At 38.9% G+C, this 17350-nt stretch carries 15 protein-coding genes and 1 tRNA gene; 5 read left to right on the forward strand and 11 right to left on the reverse strand.

Going from position 1 to position 17350, the window contains the following annotated elements; all coding sequences use genetic code 11:
• Positions 1-89: 89 nt before the first annotated feature.
• The 5 genes from AC1M9D_RS12750 to argG form a co-directional block, all read right to left on the reverse strand.
• Positions 90-1403, reverse strand: a complete 1314-nt coding sequence (locus tag AC1M9D_RS12750) for a hypothetical protein (RefSeq protein WP_481612325.1) — start codon at positions 1401-1403, stop codon at positions 90-92.
• Between the two features lie 171 nt (positions 1404-1574).
• Positions 1575-2474, reverse strand: coding sequence for a TonB-dependent receptor plug domain-containing protein (locus tag AC1M9D_RS12755; RefSeq protein ID WP_481612326.1), 900 nt, complete (start codon positions 2472-2474; stop codon positions 1575-1577).
• 215 nt (positions 2475-2689) lie between these two features.
• Positions 2690-3346, reverse strand: a complete 657-nt coding sequence (gene rnt / locus AC1M9D_RS12760; protein ID WP_035266446.1) for a ribonuclease T — start codon at positions 3344-3346, stop codon at positions 2690-2692.
• Positions 3331-4365, reverse strand: a complete 1035-nt coding sequence (gene pyrC / locus AC1M9D_RS12765) for a dihydroorotase (RefSeq protein ID WP_179998469.1) — start codon at positions 4363-4365, stop codon at positions 3331-3333. The genes rnt and pyrC overlap by 16 nt, the downstream gene beginning before the upstream one ends.
• A 227-nt stretch (positions 4366-4592) precedes the next feature.
• Complete coding sequence (gene argG / locus AC1M9D_RS12770) at positions 4593-5933, reverse strand: argininosuccinate synthase (RefSeq protein WP_092765981.1); 1341 nt, start codon at positions 5931-5933, stop codon at positions 4593-4595.
• 428 nt (positions 5934-6361) lie between these two features.
• Here argG and AC1M9D_RS12775 point away from each other — a divergent pair, with 428 nt between their 5' ends.
• Both AC1M9D_RS12775 and AC1M9D_RS12780 read left to right on the forward strand, forming a co-directional pair.
• Positions 6362-8395, forward strand: coding sequence for an NADPH-dependent 2,4-dienoyl-CoA reductase (locus AC1M9D_RS12775; RefSeq protein ID WP_092765982.1), 2034 nt, complete (start codon positions 6362-6364; stop codon positions 8393-8395).
• A gap of 97 nt (positions 8396-8492) precedes the next feature.
• A tRNA-Ser gene (locus tag AC1M9D_RS12780) sits at positions 8493-8582 on the forward strand.
• A 68-nt stretch (positions 8583-8650) separates the two neighbouring features.
• Here the strand turns inward: AC1M9D_RS12780 and AC1M9D_RS12785 are convergent.
• The 5 genes from AC1M9D_RS12785 to AC1M9D_RS12805 are packed head-to-tail and all read right to left on the reverse strand — an operon-like array spanning position 8651 to position 13290.
• Complete coding sequence (locus tag AC1M9D_RS12785) at positions 8651-9439, reverse strand: ABC transporter ATP-binding protein (protein WP_092765983.1); 789 nt, start codon at positions 9437-9439, stop codon at positions 8651-8653.
• Positions 9436-10452, reverse strand: a complete 1017-nt coding sequence (locus AC1M9D_RS12790; protein WP_481612327.1) for a FecCD family ABC transporter permease — start codon at positions 10450-10452, stop codon at positions 9436-9438. The genes AC1M9D_RS12785 and AC1M9D_RS12790 overlap by 4 nt, the downstream gene beginning before the upstream one ends.
• 1 nt (position 10453) lies before the next feature.
• Positions 10454-11491 carry a FecCD family ABC transporter permease gene (locus tag AC1M9D_RS12795; protein ID WP_092765985.1) on the reverse strand — a complete coding sequence of 346 codons (1038 nt, stop codon included), beginning with the start codon at positions 11489-11491 and terminating at the stop codon, positions 10454-10456.
• A gap of 1 nt (position 11492) precedes the next feature.
• Positions 11493-12443, reverse strand: coding sequence for an ABC transporter substrate-binding protein (locus tag AC1M9D_RS12800; protein WP_481612328.1), 951 nt, complete (start codon positions 12441-12443; stop codon positions 11493-11495).
• A gap of 37 nt (positions 12444-12480) precedes the next feature.
• Positions 12481-13290, reverse strand: coding sequence for a siderophore-interacting protein (locus AC1M9D_RS12805; RefSeq protein WP_481594167.1), 810 nt, complete (start codon positions 13288-13290; stop codon positions 12481-12483).
• 232 nt (positions 13291-13522) lie between these two features.
• On the opposite strand from AC1M9D_RS12805, the gene AC1M9D_RS12810 reads away from it, so the two are divergent.
• Positions 13523-14845 carry a condensation domain-containing protein gene (locus AC1M9D_RS12810; protein ID WP_481612329.1) on the forward strand — a complete coding sequence of 441 codons (1323 nt, stop codon included), beginning with the start codon at positions 13523-13525 and terminating at the stop codon, positions 14843-14845.
• Between the two features lie 37 nt (positions 14846-14882).
• On the opposite strand, the gene AC1M9D_RS12815 is transcribed toward AC1M9D_RS12810, so the two are convergent.
• Positions 14883-15653 (reverse strand): SDR family oxidoreductase, encoded by a 771-nt coding sequence (locus tag AC1M9D_RS12815; protein ID WP_481595609.1) that lies wholly within the window; start codon positions 15651-15653, stop codon positions 14883-14885.
• A 160-nt stretch (positions 15654-15813) separates the two neighbouring features.
• Between AC1M9D_RS12815 and AC1M9D_RS12820 the strand changes: the two genes are divergently transcribed.
• Together AC1M9D_RS12820 and AC1M9D_RS12825 are read left to right on the forward strand one after the other, a co-directional pair.
• The gene (locus tag AC1M9D_RS12820; RefSeq protein WP_481612330.1) at positions 15814-17043 is read left to right on the forward strand and encodes an isochorismate synthase; all 1230 of its coding nucleotides are present in this window, start codon (positions 15814-15816) and stop codon (positions 17041-17043) included.
• Position 17044: 1 nt separating this feature from the next.
• Positions 17045-17320 (forward strand): hypothetical protein, encoded by a 276-nt coding sequence (locus AC1M9D_RS12825; RefSeq protein ID WP_481612331.1) that lies wholly within the window; start codon positions 17045-17047, stop codon positions 17318-17320.
• Positions 17321-17350 lie beyond the last annotated feature (30 nt).

Genomic DNA, 17350 nt, shown 5'->3' on the forward strand with positions numbered 1-17350 from the left:
CATAAAATACTCCATATATTGATGTTTATAACATCATTTGAGGAGCAGAATATCACTTATAGGAGTTGTTCAAATTTCCGGATCCATCTCTAACCAAAAATAGTTTGCGTATTCTTTGAACTTGGAATTGTGTAGGTGGTACGCATATCCCAATTCAAAGCATTTTTCGTTTTATATGCAGTGTAAGTGTCATATTTCATACCATCAAGTTCATAGACAAATTCAGTTTTACTGGTACTCAGGTTTTTTTTCGTACCTGGTGTCCCTGCACGATAGCTAAGATAATGATTAATATTTAAAGGAATATTATTAAAACCAATATTCCAATCAAGTCTAACTGTCCATGGCGTATTGAAATTATCAGTGGGTTTATCTTCAGCATTAATCAGTTTGCCATCATAATAAATTTGTGATGTGCCTGTGTAGTAGTTGCTTTCATAGCTATCAAAATTACGATTTGTATCTGTCATATCGGCATTTAGGCTTAAATGATGCACAGATTTTTTAAATACTAGCGGTTTAATATTTTTTAAAGAGAAAGTTAAGATATCAGCTTCAGATTTTCCTGAGTTGTTATAAGACTTATTACCTTGCTGCTGGCGTAATTGGTCTTTGTTTTCTCGCTTAACATATTTTAAACCAGTATTGATGTTCCAAATATTAGTGTTAAAAGCAAATACAGATTCATCTGAAAATGGCGTATCCAGCTCTGACCTTGATTTGAAGGATGGCATATACGTCGGGTCGAGTTCCCAACCTTCAGAAAGACTATTTCTCTTAAATTTTGTCTGTAATCGACCTCGCTGATCTTGTAATTCGTTGGCGAATGCGTTTAAACCATAATAGCGATTCCAACCAGCCGTAATAAATAATTGATCATTGCCAAATGGCTTCAACACAAATGAACTACGAGGTGCAATATTGGTATTTTGAGTCAGTGAATCATAATCAGCTCGTAAGCCTAAACTAGACTGAATAAATGGATTAACATAAATTGAATCTTCGAGATATGCATGCCAACGATCTTGGCGTACATTGATTTGTCCTGCATCATATTTAAATCGTTGCGTTAAATATTGCCCGTCAATTGAATTGCCTTCATCACAAGCATCATAACGACGACCATCAGAAGCGTAACAGTTTAAGTTTTCAATATTTTTTGAAGCGATAGTCGTTGTGTAATAGTTATTAGAAACTTCAGGTCTTTCCCAATACGCTTCATAATGACCATAACCTGCACCCACTTTGAGTTGGTGTGATGAGTTCGCAAACTTTATTGGTTCAAATAAGGCTTTGATTGAGTATTCCAGTTTTTTTTCTTCTTGTGATAATGCACCATAGTTTCCATAGGATTGCGTACTTAAATTCGGATTCCAATTTTTTGTTGAAGATCGAGCCCACACGTACGCATCCTGTTCTGCCTCTCGCGAGCTATTTTGTGTTTGATAATTAAGTTGTTGTTCTAACCGAACAGCATTTAATTTATTTTGTAAATTGATATAAATACTTTGGCTATCAGATATTTGAGTGTTTTCTGAGTTTAAAAATGTAGCATTGAAGTATTCACCTTTATTTTAAAATAGCTGAGTTCCTATTTTTAATGAAGTTTTATCTGAAGGTGTATAGAAGAGTTCGACACCATAATTGCTCGCAGCACGTGTTTGGTCTAATTCTGCTGGCTCAATAAAATTCGTTTTTAATGGAATTAAGGAATGTCGAAAAGAGCCAAAAGCATTGAAACCTAATTGGTCTGTGAGATTACCATACAGTGTTGCGCTGACTCCTTGTTTAGTAAAGAAAGGTTGATTTTTTTCACTCTTGGAGGTTTCAAATTCCAGTTGGCTTTCTGGATCAGGAAAGTTGATTTTAGACCAAGAATCAGATGTATAATCATAGGTAATATTACCGTGAATTTTGCCTACCTCAGTTTTTGGTGCGCAGGTTTCTGCACTCACTACACCGCCAGTAAATTCACCATATTCAGCGCTCACATTGCTATCAAGCAGTTTAATATTACAAATCAGGTCTGCATTGACTGCAACAGCTTGACTAGAGCCGAGTAGTTCATTATTTGAGTTCGATGTTGTTGCACCCACAGGGTTAATATTATTGTTGATGCTCATCCCATTGATTAGAAATTTATTTTCATAGGGTAAACCGCCATTGATGCTAATTTCGGCTGGGCTAAGTTCACCTTGTTGTAAGCCACTTTTAAAATTATTACCAAATTGCACATTAGGATTTACTTTTAAAAAATCAGTAATGTTCTTAGAACTATTGGGTGTCTTGTCTAAGTCATCCTTCGTATAAAGGGTTTTCCCAACTTCTTGTTGCTCAGCTGCATTCGTTACAATTGTATTGAGTTTGATTGAATCATCATTAGCTGTTGAATTTATTTCTGTTTCATTTGCACAAACTGTAGTTGAAAGTATCGTAAGAATGGCTAAATTTAATTTTGAGCGTACAAATGACATGATTTAACATTGAGAGAATAAAAACGATAGCGATTATCATTTAATAATACTTATTTCACAATATTAATGAGAATAATTATCAATACTATATTTCGATTAACATAATATAAAAAAGCGATAGTTAAAAATTGGAACAAAAAGCCCCAATACTTTTCAATTAAGATCAATCCACAGGATGATCAAGATTTCTAAAATATTGGGGTATTTAAAAATTTTTACTCTGAAACGAGTGTTTCAAGTAAATGGGGCGCTAATTTATTTAAAATATAGCAGAATAATTCAGCTGTTTTCTGTGTGTCATACAAAGCAGAGTGGGCTTCTTTACCATCAAACTCGATGCCAGCTTGAATACATGATTTAGCCAAAACAGTTTGTCCGAACATCACAGCACTCAAAGTCACGGTATCAAAAACCGAGAAACTATGAAATGGATTTTGATTCTTAGTTCCAGTACGTGCAATTGCCGCTTTTAAAAAACCAAGATCAAAATGAGCATTGTGTCCAACTAGCACAGCATGTGTGCATTGTTGTTGTTTGCGTACCTCATTAATTGCTTTGAACATACGTTTAAGTGCAGACTTTTCATCTTCTGCCATCGCTACACGCATTGGATTAAAAGGATCAATGCCAATGAAGTCGAGTGAGCGACGATCTAAATTTGCACCTTCAAATGGATTGATGTGTGCATGATGCGCTTGACCAGGTACAAACTTTCCAGACTCGTCGTAAATGATGGGAATACATGCTATTTCAAGCAATGCATCGGTATCCGCATTAAAACCAGCTGTTTCCACGTCAACAACCACGGGTAGGAACCCGCGGAAGCGTTGACCGATGACAGGTAATGTTTCAGTGGTCACACTTTTCTCCATTGAATTGTTTTACCTGCATAAAGAGGAATGATCTGTTCGCCATCTAAATATTCAAGGCTTTCAGGAATCACTTGATCTTCTTTGATCAATGTAATGGTTTCAGTATTACGAGCTAAACCATAGAAATCCGCACCAAAGAATGAAGCGAAACCTTCAAGACGTTCAATTTTACCGACCTGATCGAATGCTTGAGCATACAATTCAATTGCAGTTGGAGCGCTATAGCATCCCGCACATCCACAGGCATTTTCTTTCGCATTTTTAGAATGCGGAGCGCTGTCAGTACCTAAGAAAAATTTAGGGTTGCCACTTGTTGCGACTTCTAACAAAGTTTGCTGATGTGTCTGGCGTTTTAAAATTGGCAAACAATAGAAATGCGGTTTAACACCACCAACCAACATGTCATTGCGATTGAATAACAAATGTTGTGGTGTAATCGTCGCTGCCACATTGCGATCTTGCTCAAGTACAAAATGTGCAGCTTCGCTTGTGGTGATATGTTCTAAAACTAATTTCAATTTTGGAAATTGTTTAAGCAGCGGTGCTAAAACTTCATCTAAGAAACGTTTTTCACGATCGAAAATATCAACATGATGATGTGTTACTTCGCCGTGCAGTAAGAGAGGAACCTGATGTTCTTCAAGTTGTTCAATGACGCTATACACTTTACGTATATCACTAACGCCATTATCAGAATTTGTGGTTGCTCCAGCAGGGTAAAGCTTAATTGCATTTACATATGGAGAGTTTTTAATTTTTTGTACTTCTTCAGGAGAAGTATGATCCGTAAAGTAGAGCACCATACGAGGATCGAATTTTACATTTTCAGGAACATGCGCCATGATTCTTTCACGATAAGCATGTGCTTCTTCCACAGTTTTTACAGGTGGAACTGTATTCGGCATACAGATTGCGCGATGAAATTGCTTCGCCAAATCAGGAACAGTACGTTGAAGTGCTAAACCATCTCTTAAATGAGCGTGCCAATCATCTGGCTGGATTAAAGTGATCGTATTCAAGGCAAGTCTTACTGAAAAATAACATAGATGATAATCGATATTGCTTGAAATTGATAACGACAAAAGCCGATAAAAGGGGTTTTACATCTATTTGTGCTGATTAATATAAAAATGAGGCATACGTTGGATGAATGAGTCATTATTCATCTAGGGAACAAGGATAGATTTTTACGTCCAAATAAAAAAACCGCGCTAAAAGCGCGGTTTTTTGTGGACTAAACTAAATCTTAGTTTTTGTCTTTAAGTTGTGGAACAGCAGAACCTGTACCTACAGCAAGTAAACCTGCACCAGTATAGATTCCTAACTTAGCGCGAGTATCTGTAATGTCTAGGTTACGCATGGTTAATTGACCAATACGATCCATTGGAGTGAATACAGAATCACCTTTTTCCATAGTTAAGCGTTCAGCTTCGTATGTAAGATTCTCAGATTCAGTGTTCATAATGGTGTAATCGTTACCACGACGAAGTTCTAAAGTCACAGTACCTGTGATTGCTTTAGCAACCCAACGTTGCGCAGTTTCACGAAGCATAAGCGCTTGAGAGTCGAACCAACGACCTTGGTAAAGTAAACGACCTAAACGTAAACCGTTGATTCGGTACTGTTCAATGGTATCTTCGTTATGAATACCAGTCACAAGACGTTCGTAAGCAATGTGTAGAAGTGCCATACCTGGAGCTTCATAAATACCACGAGATTTCGCTTCGATGATACGGTTTTCGATTTGGTCAGACATACCTAGACCATGACGACCACCGATACGGTTCGCTTCAAGAATTAACTCAACTGGATCTTCAATACGTTGACCGTTAAGAGCAACAGGGAAGCCTTCTTCAAATGTGATTGAAACTTCTTCAGGTGCAATTTCAACGTCTTCTTTCCAGAATGCAACACCCATAATCGGTTCAACGATTTTGATACCAGCATCAAGATACTCAAGATCTTTCGCTTCGTGAGTTGCACCAAGCATGTTTGAATCTGTTGAGTATGCTTTTTCTTTTGACATTTTATAGTCAAAACCGTTGTCGATGAGGAACTGTGACATTTCTGCACGGCCACCAAGTTCATCGATAAATGTTTGGTCTAACCAAGGTTTGTAAATTTTAAGTGCTGGGTTCGTTAATAGACCATAACGGTAGAAACGCTCAATGTCGTTACCTTTATAAGTAGATCCGTCACCCCAAATGTTGACGTCATCTTCTTTCATCGCAGTAACAAGCATTGTACCTGTGACTGCACGACCAAGTGGCGTTGTATTGAAGTAAGGTACACCACCTGTAGAGATATGGAATGCGCCACATTGAATTGCTGCAATACCTTCTAATGCAAGTTGTAAACGGCAATCCACTAAGCGTGCTTTAACAGCGCCATAAGCTTCAGCTTTCTTTGGAATAGCATCGTAATCATCTTCATCTGGCTGACCTAAGTTTGCTGTATACGCATAAGGTTCAGCACCTTTTTGTTTCATCCACAATAGAGCTGCAGAAGTATCAAGACCACCAGAGAAGGCAATACCAACTTTTTTGCCTACAGGTACATTCTGTAAGATAGTTGCATTATCAGACATTGTTCATCCTAACGATAGAATATAGGCACCTAGAAAATTGGTAACCTGAAAAATATATTTCTTCAATTGTAGCACTTTTCATTGGTAATTTTTTTTAAAAAAAGATACGTGGTGCAAAAATATTAGAATAAGTAGCAATATTTCGTCGAAACTCAGAAGTAATAGGTAGTGCTTAATCTAATTCATGATTTCTTCTTGAAAATAATACAGCGCATTTATGAAGATTTTTATGCATCAATTTATTTTATTGGAATTTTTCAAAGCGAACTTAGTGAAAAATATTTTTTGTAAGTGATTGAATATTAATATCTAATTTCATAGTTGGTAATTTATTATAGAAAAAGACAAAAAATTGCCATAAACAGTTATGAAAAAAGAAGTATAGTTTTATGCAACAAGTTGCAAAGCCCATAAAATAAGGAATTGCCATGACAACTCGCTATGCAAATATATTAAAACCTCTTGATCTTGGTTTCACTACCCTAAAAAATCGTGTCGTGATGGGATCGATGCATACCGGTCTAGAAGATCGTTTTTATAACTATCCTAAATTAGCAGCATATTTTGGTGAACGTGCTAAAGGGGGCGTAGGTCTCATCATTACAGGTGGTATTTCCCCTAACCGTCAGGGCTGGCTGCTTCCAGCTGGTGGCACAATGAATACCTTAGGTGATGTTGCCCCACACCGATTAGTGACACATGCAGTTCATAAACATGGTGCAAAAATTTTAATGCAAATTTTGCATTCAGGGCGTTATGGTTATCAACCATTTGTGGTTTCTGCAAGCCCAATAAAATCGCCGATCTCACCATTTAAACCACGTCAGATGTCAGAAAAACAAATTCTGGATACGATTCAAGATTATGCGGCTACAGCAAGTATCGCGAAAAAAGCTGGCTATGATGGTGTCGAAATCATGGGATCAGAAGGCTATTTGCTGAACCAATTTATGAGTCGTCATGTCAATCAGCGTACAGACCAATGGGGCGGGGAAATAGAAAACCGTATGCGCTTTGCAGTTGAAATTGTTAAGGCAATTCGCGCGAAAGTTGGCGAAAAATTTATCATTTGTTTCCGTTTATCTATGCTCGATTTAGTTCACGACGGTAATACAATGAATGAAGTGATCACCGTTGCTAAAGCGCTAGAAGAAGCGGGTATCACATTATTGAATACAGGTATTGGTTGGCATGAAGCTCGTGTGCCAACAATTGTAACCTCTGTTCCTCGTGCGGCATTTGTAGATTATACCGCAGAGGTGAAAAAACATGTGTCTGTGCCTGTGATTGCATCCAACCGAATCAATATGCCTGAAACTGCCGAAGCTATTTTGGCTGAAGGTAAAGCCGACATGATTCAAATGGCTCGACCATTATTGGCAGATGCTTTCTGGGTGAATAAAACGGCAACTAATCGTGTTGATGAAATCAATACGTGTATTGCGTGTAATCAGGCGTGTTTGGATCATACTTTCAAAAATAAACGTGCCACATGTTTAGTGAATCCACGTGCAGCCTATGAAACTGAACTGGTTTATTTAAAAACCAAGAAGCCAAAAAAAGTAGCTGTTGTGGGTGGTGGTGTAGCTGGAATGTCGGCAGCGACCGTTGCTGCCAGTCGTGGTCATCTAGTTACTTTATTTGAAGCCACTAATGATGTAGGGGGACAATTCAACTTAGCGAAAGTTGTTCCTGGGAAAGAAGAGTTTCACGAAACCATTCGCTATTTTAAAGTCCAAATTGAGCGCACTGGGGTTGAACTTCGTTTAAATACTAAAGTTAATCGTGAACAGCTTGAGCGTGAAGGCTTTGATGAAGTGATTGTTGCGACAGGCGTTGTACCACGTGCATTGAAGATTGAAGGAAGTGATGCACCACAAGTTTTATCTTATGCAGAAGTATTAAGAGGTGCGCCTGTGGGTCAAAAGGTAGCAGTAATTGGTGCTGGTGGTATCGGATTTGATGTGTCAGAGTTTTTATTAAAACCTGAACATCAGCCACAGCCACAACCTTTGGCAGAATGGAAACGTGAGTGGGGAGTTGATCCTGATGTTCAGTATGTTTCTGAAGGTGGTTTACAACCTGCTGAAGTGGATCATCCAGTTCGCGAAATATATTTATTGCAACGTAAGACAACGCCTTTGGGTATAGGATTAGGTAAAACCTCTGGTTGGGTTCATCGCGCCCAATTAAAAAAACACCATGTGAAAATGTTGCGTGGCGTTCAATATAAATCAGTGAGTGATGAAGGTCTGTGGATCGAAGTTGGTGGGAATGATCAATTATTACGAGTCGATACTGTCGTTGTTTGTGCAGGGCAAGAATCTGTTAAAGAGATTATGCCATCAGAGACTGAAACAACTTTAGCGAAATATCACATTATTGGTGGTGCAAAGCTTGCTGCTGAGCTTGACGCTAAGCGTGCGATTCGTGAAGGTGCTGAAATTGCAGCCAAAATTTAATAAATTTGAATCATTTGGTGAAACTATATTCACTTGAATGGTTTGATTGTAATTTTTACTTGTCATGATATGAAAAGCTTCGTATTATGGCGCACATGGAAGCGTGGCAGAGCGGTTTAATGCACCGGTCTTGAAAACCGACGAGGGTGTGAGTCCTCCGTGAGTTCGAATCTCACCGCTTCCGCCAAATTCAAAAGCCCTGACAGATGTCAGGGCTTTTTTTATTCTATATATTCAAGCTTTTTATTCGAGTGTTTAATCACCAAACTTATTTGGGATGACCAGTAACCTTTTTTTGTGTTGATCATCTTCAACCAGTCTGACTTCAGCATCTAAGTTATAGAGTTGATGAACTAATTGCTTTGTTAAAACATCTTCTGATTTTCCTTGTGCAATGATTTGACCATCTTTCATGGCAACTAGAAAATCGGCACAGCGTGCAGCAGTGGCTAATTCATGTAGAACCATCACTATGGTTTTACCTTGTGAGGCTAGAGAGCGGACTAAATTTAAAATATCGGCTTGATGACCGATATCGAGCATACTGATTGGTTCATCTAAAAGAATTAAAGGAGTTTGTTGTGCGAGTACCATTGCGATCCATGCACGTTGACGTTGACCTCCTGATAGATTGCTTAAATTTTGATTTTTTAATTCGCTTAAATGGGTCGCAGACAAAGCGTCATCAATCGCTTTTTGGTCTTCGATGTTCAGTCGTTTAAACCAACCTTGATGTGGAAAACGACCGAAGCGTACTAACTGTTCAACTGTCATGCCGTTGGGTGCAGTTACATGCTGTGGAAGTAATGCAAGTTGTTTAGCGAGCAACTTTTTACTGAGTATATTCAGTTGATTTTTTTCCCAAATGACTTCGCCTTGATCATATGGATGAATTTGAGCAATACATTTTAACAAGGTCGATTTTCCACAGCCATTTGGACCAATGAGGACGATGACTTGACCCTGCTGAAATTCAGCATTGATACCCTTCAAAACTTGATGATGATTATATCCAGCACTTAATTGATTGATGATTAAACTCATGTACGACTCATACTTCTAGAATGACGATATAACAACCACAACAACAGTGGACCACCAACCATGCCGCTAATAATGCCTGCGGGAATTTCGACAGGGGCAAGCAAATTTTTTCCAAGTAAATCGGCACATAAAACCATTAATGCACCAATACACATGGTTGGAAAAATCGAAAATAAATGATGAGGAAATGATTTAAATGCGATGATTGGTGCGGCAATAGCCACGAATCCAATGGGGCCTGCAATACTGACAGCGGTCCCAGCGAGAAAGGCAGCAATAATAATGAGCATCAGTCTAATTTTAGATAAGGGTTCTCCTAGACTATCAATGACAGAATCAGGGAGAACCATTGCACTAAATAGTCGCCGCCACAGCACAATAATACTGACAAGCAGCATGATAAAAATCGAAGTTGGTAGCAAGATGCTGTAGCTGCGACCAATCAAACTACCACTACTAAAAATTAAAATATTACTGGTGTGCATTACTGGCAGTGTCGCAAGGATAAGGTCAAAACTGGCTTTCATGAGTGTTGCAATTCCGACCCCGATGACCAAAATACGATACCCCTGTGTTCCCACGCCGCCTGAAGCAATTAAAATAAAAAAAACACAGAAGATCGCGCCCATCAATGCTTGCCACCATTGACCTAACATACTAGAGCTTGAGAGGAGAATGGTGAATGCCAAAGCAAGCACTGCACTGTCACTGATACCAAAAACATCTGGGCTCGCAAGAGGGTTTTTGGTGATAATTTGAAGAATGAGACCAGATAAGGCGAGTGCAGCGCCAATCAATAAGGCTGCCAAAAGTCGTGGTAATCTAATCTTTTCAACGAGAAGTTGATGTGGAGCTGACGCATTGCCTGTCAATACATTCCATAGCGTATTCAAATTTAATGTGATTTCACCGTACATCAGGCTAAATAAACTGAGTGATATCAGTAGAATCGCAATGATTATCCAAGCCTTTATTACTGATTTTTGTTTTAAACGACTCAACAGAGAAAACATATTATTTCTCCGCTTGAATAATATTTTGTAGGTTATTTTGACGCACCATCCATATTAAAATAGGCGCACCTAATAAGGCTAAAAGAATACTGACAGGGGCTTCGAAAGGTTGAACGACTGCACGTGCAATGATATCCGCGATCAGCAACAACAACATGCCAAATAGTCCGCTATAGATGAGTTGTTTCTGAATACTATGAGCACCAATAGCTCGTGCAAAGTAAGGTGCAATCAAGCCTAAAAAGGCAATTGGTCCTGTTAATGCAACGGCACTTCCAGTTAATAAAACCACAGCTAAAATGCAGAATGCATCAAGTAGTTTCGTATTTAAGCCTAAGCTATTCGCCAGTTGATCACCAACTAAGCTAAGACCCAGGGGGCGTATCACCAATATAGCGATGATGAGTCCGATCGCCATTAAAATTAGTGCAAGACCGAGATATTGAATATCAACGCGATTGAGCGAACCCAAAACCCAAAAACGATAGTCGTCTAAACCATTTTGGAAACTAAGAAGAATGGCAGCCATAAAACCTTGGAATGTACTGGTGATTGCCAGTCCAGCCAAGACTAAACGTGTAAGTGAGCTATGATCTGTCATTTGACGAGGGGTGATTGCAAAGACCAATAATGCACTCACTAAAGCTCCAATCAGCGCCCAAAAAAATAGTCCTAAGGTATCCATTTGAAGAACGATGGCCAAAACAATGGCAAGAGATGCACCACTATTAATTCCGATTAATCCACTATCAGCCAAAGGGTTTTTAAGCAAGTTTTGAAGGATGACGCCTGAGATCGCTAAAGCTAATCCGACACTCACCGCCGCAATAGTACGTGGAATTCTAATTTCCAATAGGGGAGTGATTGGTTCTAAGGACCATTGACTTAATGCCTGAAGAATAAGTTGCAAACTGTCTGTAAAGTAGGGCTGACCAGCGCCGTACGCGATCGACAAAACAGCGCAACATAAAATAATCAAGCTAAGCACGATTCCCATCAGCGGGAATCGGTCAAGTACAGTTGTAGCATTCGTCAGCATGTTAATTATGGAGATGCTTCAATACATCATCAATGGCATGTCGAGCAGCATGTGGTCCACCTATGCCAGTCCACATAGATGCATCAACCACGAAATAATGCTTGTTTTTTGCAGCATTAAGACGTTGGAATTCTGGTAATTTTTCTAGTTCTGCCAGTTGCTTTTCCGAGTTTAGATGACTGCCAATGATGAGCCAGTCTGCATCAATTTGATCAAAACGCTCTCGACTGATTGGAGGCGTATGGCTTGCACCTGGTTGTTGCTGATGTTGAGGTCGTGTTAAGCCAATATCTTTTAAAATTTGGCTCGCAAATGAATCATTTAACATATAAACAGGTCCATTGGCTGTCCAACGAATGACACTGACTGATTGACCTTGTTGAACATGTAATTTCTGTTGAGCTTCTTGCGCATATTGATCGTACGCTTCTAGAGCTTTTTGGGCTTGTTGTTCTTTGTTTAATAAATAAGCTACCTTTTTGAAACTGTCTTTCCATGGCTCTCCGCGTGCAAAACTGACTGCAGTGGGTGCAATCTGCTGCAATTGATTAATCATTTGTGTATCAATCATGCTTCCAGCAATAATTAAGTCAGGTTGTAACGTGAGAATTTGTTCCATGCTCGGTTGTCCAAAGTTACCGACGGAGGCGATCTGTTGTGTTTTATTTTTGAGGTAATCTGGAAAATTACTTTGACCTCGAACATAACTACTGCCTATAGGTTTTATTCCAAGTGCAATAGCACTATCCAAATCAAGCTCACTTAAAACCACAACACGTTGTGGCTGAACAGGAATCGTAACTTGACGACCTAAAGCATCTTCAATTTGTCGTGTCGTATTTATTTGAGATTCAACCGTCGCTTTACTGTCTCGTGAAGAAGGTTCATTCGACTGAGAGCATGCTGTGAAGAGAGTGACAGCACTCAACATAATTGCAATTTTATATTTCATATCTTTCTACATATTTCATTAAAATAATTCTATTCACTTATTCAATGGCATCCATCACTTGATGGCGTTCCTCATGATAAGCCTCTTCGTTGTGACCTTGCTTCCAATAAGGCACAGCATATAAATTGCTCTTGGGTAACTGGAAGTTTTGTCTCAGTATTTTACGAAGTTCAACCACCGTTGAATTTTCACCCGCCAGTGATACTGAAATATCTTTATTTTTCCAGTCTAAGTTTTGCAAAGAATGACGGATGTTATTATTCAATTCATGAGTGCTGTTGCACCAATGAAGCTTAATGTGTTCAGGTTTATTCAGATGTATTTGGTCTGAATCATCTTCAATCTCGATCCAAACTTCACCATGGGCGTCTTTTGGTAATTGTTCAAGAGAGGCAGCGATCATCGGGATTGCTGAAAGATCTCCAACAAAAATCCAATATTCTGCATCGATTTTAAAACGTGCTGGTCCTCCTGGACCAGCTAGACCTAATAAGTCCCCTGGACTCGCATGCTTCGCCCAATCAGCCGCTATACCAAAATCTTCATGTCTTACAAAATCGATGACTAAAAGTTGCAGTTCTTCATCGAAATCTCGAACAGTATATGTCCGAGTAATTGGTTTCTTTCCATTTGGCCACGTAATTTTGCCTAAAGAATTTCGAAACGGGAGGTCAGGTGCTTGTTGATCAGGGTTCGGAAAAAACAATTTGATGTGCGCACCACCATCACATTTTGCATAACCTGTGAAATCTTCACTTTTAAACCTAATACGCTGTAAATGAGTGGAAATTTGTTCTGTTGAATGGACAGAAATATGTCGAGCTAGAGGAGGAGATTGTGTCGTCATTATTTAATCTTCTGTACTTATCAATGGAGTGAAGATCGTCGATACAGTAATACGTGCGTCAGTCGATAGATTTGAATGGTTATTAATCTAAATCAAACAAATTAAATTTGCAAATGATAATCATTATATTTAATAATCTTTTTGTGCCAAAGTGTAATCACAAAATATGAAGGTTAGGATATTTTGTAAAGCTTTGATTTTATAATGAAAATTAAATATATGCGGTTGTCTTATGCAAATCAATGAATCCCATGATCTATTAACTCGTGCACAACACAGTATGTGGAAAGGACATCATTATCATGGCAGTTATCCTTTTCATACGGCGGAGTGGTTGGTTATTGAGGGACCATTAGATCGAGAGCTTTTTCAAAAAGCAGTTTATCTCACATTAAAGGAAGCTAAATCGCTTCATTGGCGAGCTTTAGTTCAGGGCGAACACGTCTATCGAGTAGATGATGTCACGATACGGAAACCTAGCTTCGTTGATTTATCTCAGCTTGATGAAGAGGAAATTTTAGCGTGGGCTGAAAAAGAAGTAGAACCAGCATTTAATTTAGAATCGGGTCATTTATATGACAATGTGTTTGCACACTTAGGTGAGCAAAAGTATGGATTATTTTTTAAAGCGCATCACGTTGCATTAGATGGCTACGCTTACGGACTGATGATTAGCCGATTTATTGATTATTATCAATCTCTCAAAAATGGTACTGAATTAAAAATTAAAGGGTTCGATCATTATGAAAAGTTTATTGTAGAAGAACAGCACTACCTTCACTCTGAAAAAGCTAAAAAAGATTTGGACTTTTGGAAGGCTAATTTTTCGTATGAGAAAGCCCCTAAGAAACGACTTAAACGAAAATTAAAAGAACCATTTTCACAAGGGCCACGTTATGAAGAGGTAATTGATTGGCCTACACAGCTACAATTAAATGCATTAGCAACTGAATTAAAATTGCCCAGTGCTCTTATTGTCATGGCAGTGATGATGAGTTATTTAATAAAACAGTCTAAAGATCCTCAACAATGCTTTGGGGTACCTTTTATGTCTCGGTTGGGTACTTCATCTATGCGTATTCCTTGCTTAGTCATGAATATCCTGCCATTAAGGTTGGGCATTACTGGACAAGAAAACTTAAAAGAAATCATTTTATTATTAACGAAAAGGTTTGCCGAAATTCGACCGCATCAGCAAAGCTATTTTGAGCAAATGCGATTTGTATTAGAAGATTTTGATCCCTATGAAAATATCTTGTTTGGACCTATTGTGAATTGGATTCCTTATCCTTTACCTGAACATTTCGAAGGGTGTAAGTTAACAAAAACAACCATATCCGCTGGCCCAATTGAAGACTTTGATACCGCGATTACCAATAAGTTTGTTAATGGTATTGAGCGTTTGTATCTCGCTGTTGACGGCCATAAAGAACTTTATGATGTGCCAAGTCTCAAAGCTTATTGGTATGATTTTATGGGGATGATGAAAACTTGGTTAGCTCAACCAGAACTTGTTTTTGAACAACTTCAAATTCACAAACCACTGCCAGAATAGTCTGGCAGTTTATCCTTTGAATGAGGCAATAGGGCTGTTACACGCCTAGAGTTGCTCCACCATCAACCACTAATTCGTGCATTGTGATTTGGCGTGCTTGCTCTGAAAGTAAAAACATCACGGCATTGGCAATATCTTCAGCCTCAGCAATCTTTTGCAATGGAATACCATTTCGGAATTGTTCTAGATTTCCGTTGACAATGCCTGCTGGAGGGCGATCCTCAGTCCATAGTTGTTTTTGCATTTGTGTAAGGGTTGAGCCAGGTAAAACTAAGTTACAGCGAATATTGTGAGGCGCGAGTTCCAACGCAAGATTTTTAAAATAGTGACTCACTGTAGCTTTGGTCGTTGCATACAAACCCATATTCATTCTTGGAATGAGGGCTGCATTTGAACTGATGCTCACAATCGCACCTTCTCTTTGCGGAATCATTTGGTGAGCGACCCAACGACTAAGTTCGGCAGGGCCAATGAAATTTATCGACAAATTTTCATGCCATTGTTCAACAGATGTATTTAATAAAGATCCCATTTCTAAGACTCCTACAGCATTCACTAAACCCGTGATCGTGCCTTTAAAAAGTATAGAATTTTCAATGTGCTGAATAATCTCATTGGTCTTACGAATGTCACAGCTGATGTGGTCTAGATGGTTGAGTGATGCTTCAGGAATTAATTTAAAAAGTTCCCATTGATTGATGTCATCGATCCGATCAATTGCAATGACTTGATGATCCTTCTGCAATAGTTGACGACAAATTTCAGCGCCAATTCCTCTGGCTGCACCCGTCACGATATATAAACCCATTTAAGTATCCTTTAATTTTATTAACAAATTTAAACGATAATCATTTTCAATTGGGAATAATAATTATTATATTGGTTGCGTTCAACTCCTAGAGGTTGTCCTTTTGTGAATGTTGAAAGTTTGATGCACGCAGTGCGAACAGATAATCGTGAGAACAAATATGTTGCCAATAGAACCGTCAGTTTTTCAAAATATGATAGGCATAAAAAAGGAAGAGTTAATTGAGGAAGATCAACCTGGCTTCGTGTTCGCAACGCCAACGGGGACCATTTCAAGTAAAAAGTTAATTGAACATATCGAATTTGATCGAGCTTCTCATTTAAATTTTAATCAGCAGCAAGCACAGTGGCTCGAACAAGCAAAATCTACACTACAAAAAAAAATCGAATTAACAGCGAATAAAGATCTTATTTTGGTCGGGAGCTTGCCTTTTGATCATCGAGATTTACCAGAAATCTCGATTGCGGAAGCAAAAAACACATTTGTAAATGAGCGCATTGATCATTCGGCTCAGTCTTTTCTTGATGATCAAGTGCAAGCGACTCTCATCCCAGCACAAGAGGAATACATTGCTGGAGTCGTCAAATTGGTTGAATTGATGAGGTCATCACCGCTAGAAAAAGCAGTGTTGGCTCGGGCAATTGATCTTAAAACCCAACACAAAATTAATATTATTGATTTATTTTACCAGTTGTTGGCCTCTAATCCTGATGGCTACACATTTGCATTGGCCCAAAACCCAAAACAATCTGGTTGGTTTATGGGGGCAAGTCCAGAACTTCTCGTTGCGAAGCAAAATGAATATTTGTTTAGCCATCCAGTTGCAGGAACATTAGTACGTCATTCAGATCCAACACTGGATCAACAACAAGCTGAAAAATTGCTTGCTTCGCAAAAAGATCAGCATGAACACGCCGTGGTCATCGAAGCCATTGCAGATCAACTCTCTCCCTTGTGCAAAACGCTCAATATCCCAAAATCACCTTCACTGATTAAAACAGAGGCGGTTTGGCACTTGGCGACCAAAATTCAGGGAACGTTGAAAGATCCAGAGCAACATATCTTTGATGTGGTCTCAATTTTACATCCAACGCCAGCAGTCTGTGGACAACCAGCCCCTATGGCTCGCCAGTTGATTTCGGAACTAGAGCCTTTTAACCGTAACCTATTCGCAGGAACTATGGGGTGGTGTGATGCCCGAGGGAATGGTGCTTGGGCAGTGAATGTACGTTGTGGGCGTATCTTTGACCATTATGCGCGTCTTTATGCGGGTGCAGGAATTGTTGAAGCTTCACAGCCGAACAGTGAACTGTCAGAAACCATCGTGAAATTTAAAACGATGTTAAATGCATTGGGTTTAGATTCTCAGCACTTAAATCATGGGGAATAAAATGAATGCAAATGTAAATGACGAGTCTTTGCTCTGGGATGGCATCGTGCCATACCCAGAAGATTTCGTAGAACGGTACATTCAAAAGGGATATTGGAAAGGTCAAACCATTTCTGAATTTTTTCAAGAATCAGCCCAGAAATTTGCCAATCAGGTGGCATTGATTTGTGGTGATCGCCAGTATTCTTATCAAGAGCTGAATCAAAATATTGAACAATTTCTCTGTACACGACAAATTTCACAGAACCCTTATCCTATCAGGATTCTGCTTTCTTAAAATTGCCAAAATTTCCTTAAACTCTTCTTT

The organism is Acinetobacter sp. ANC_7682 (genome assembly GCF_056779795.1).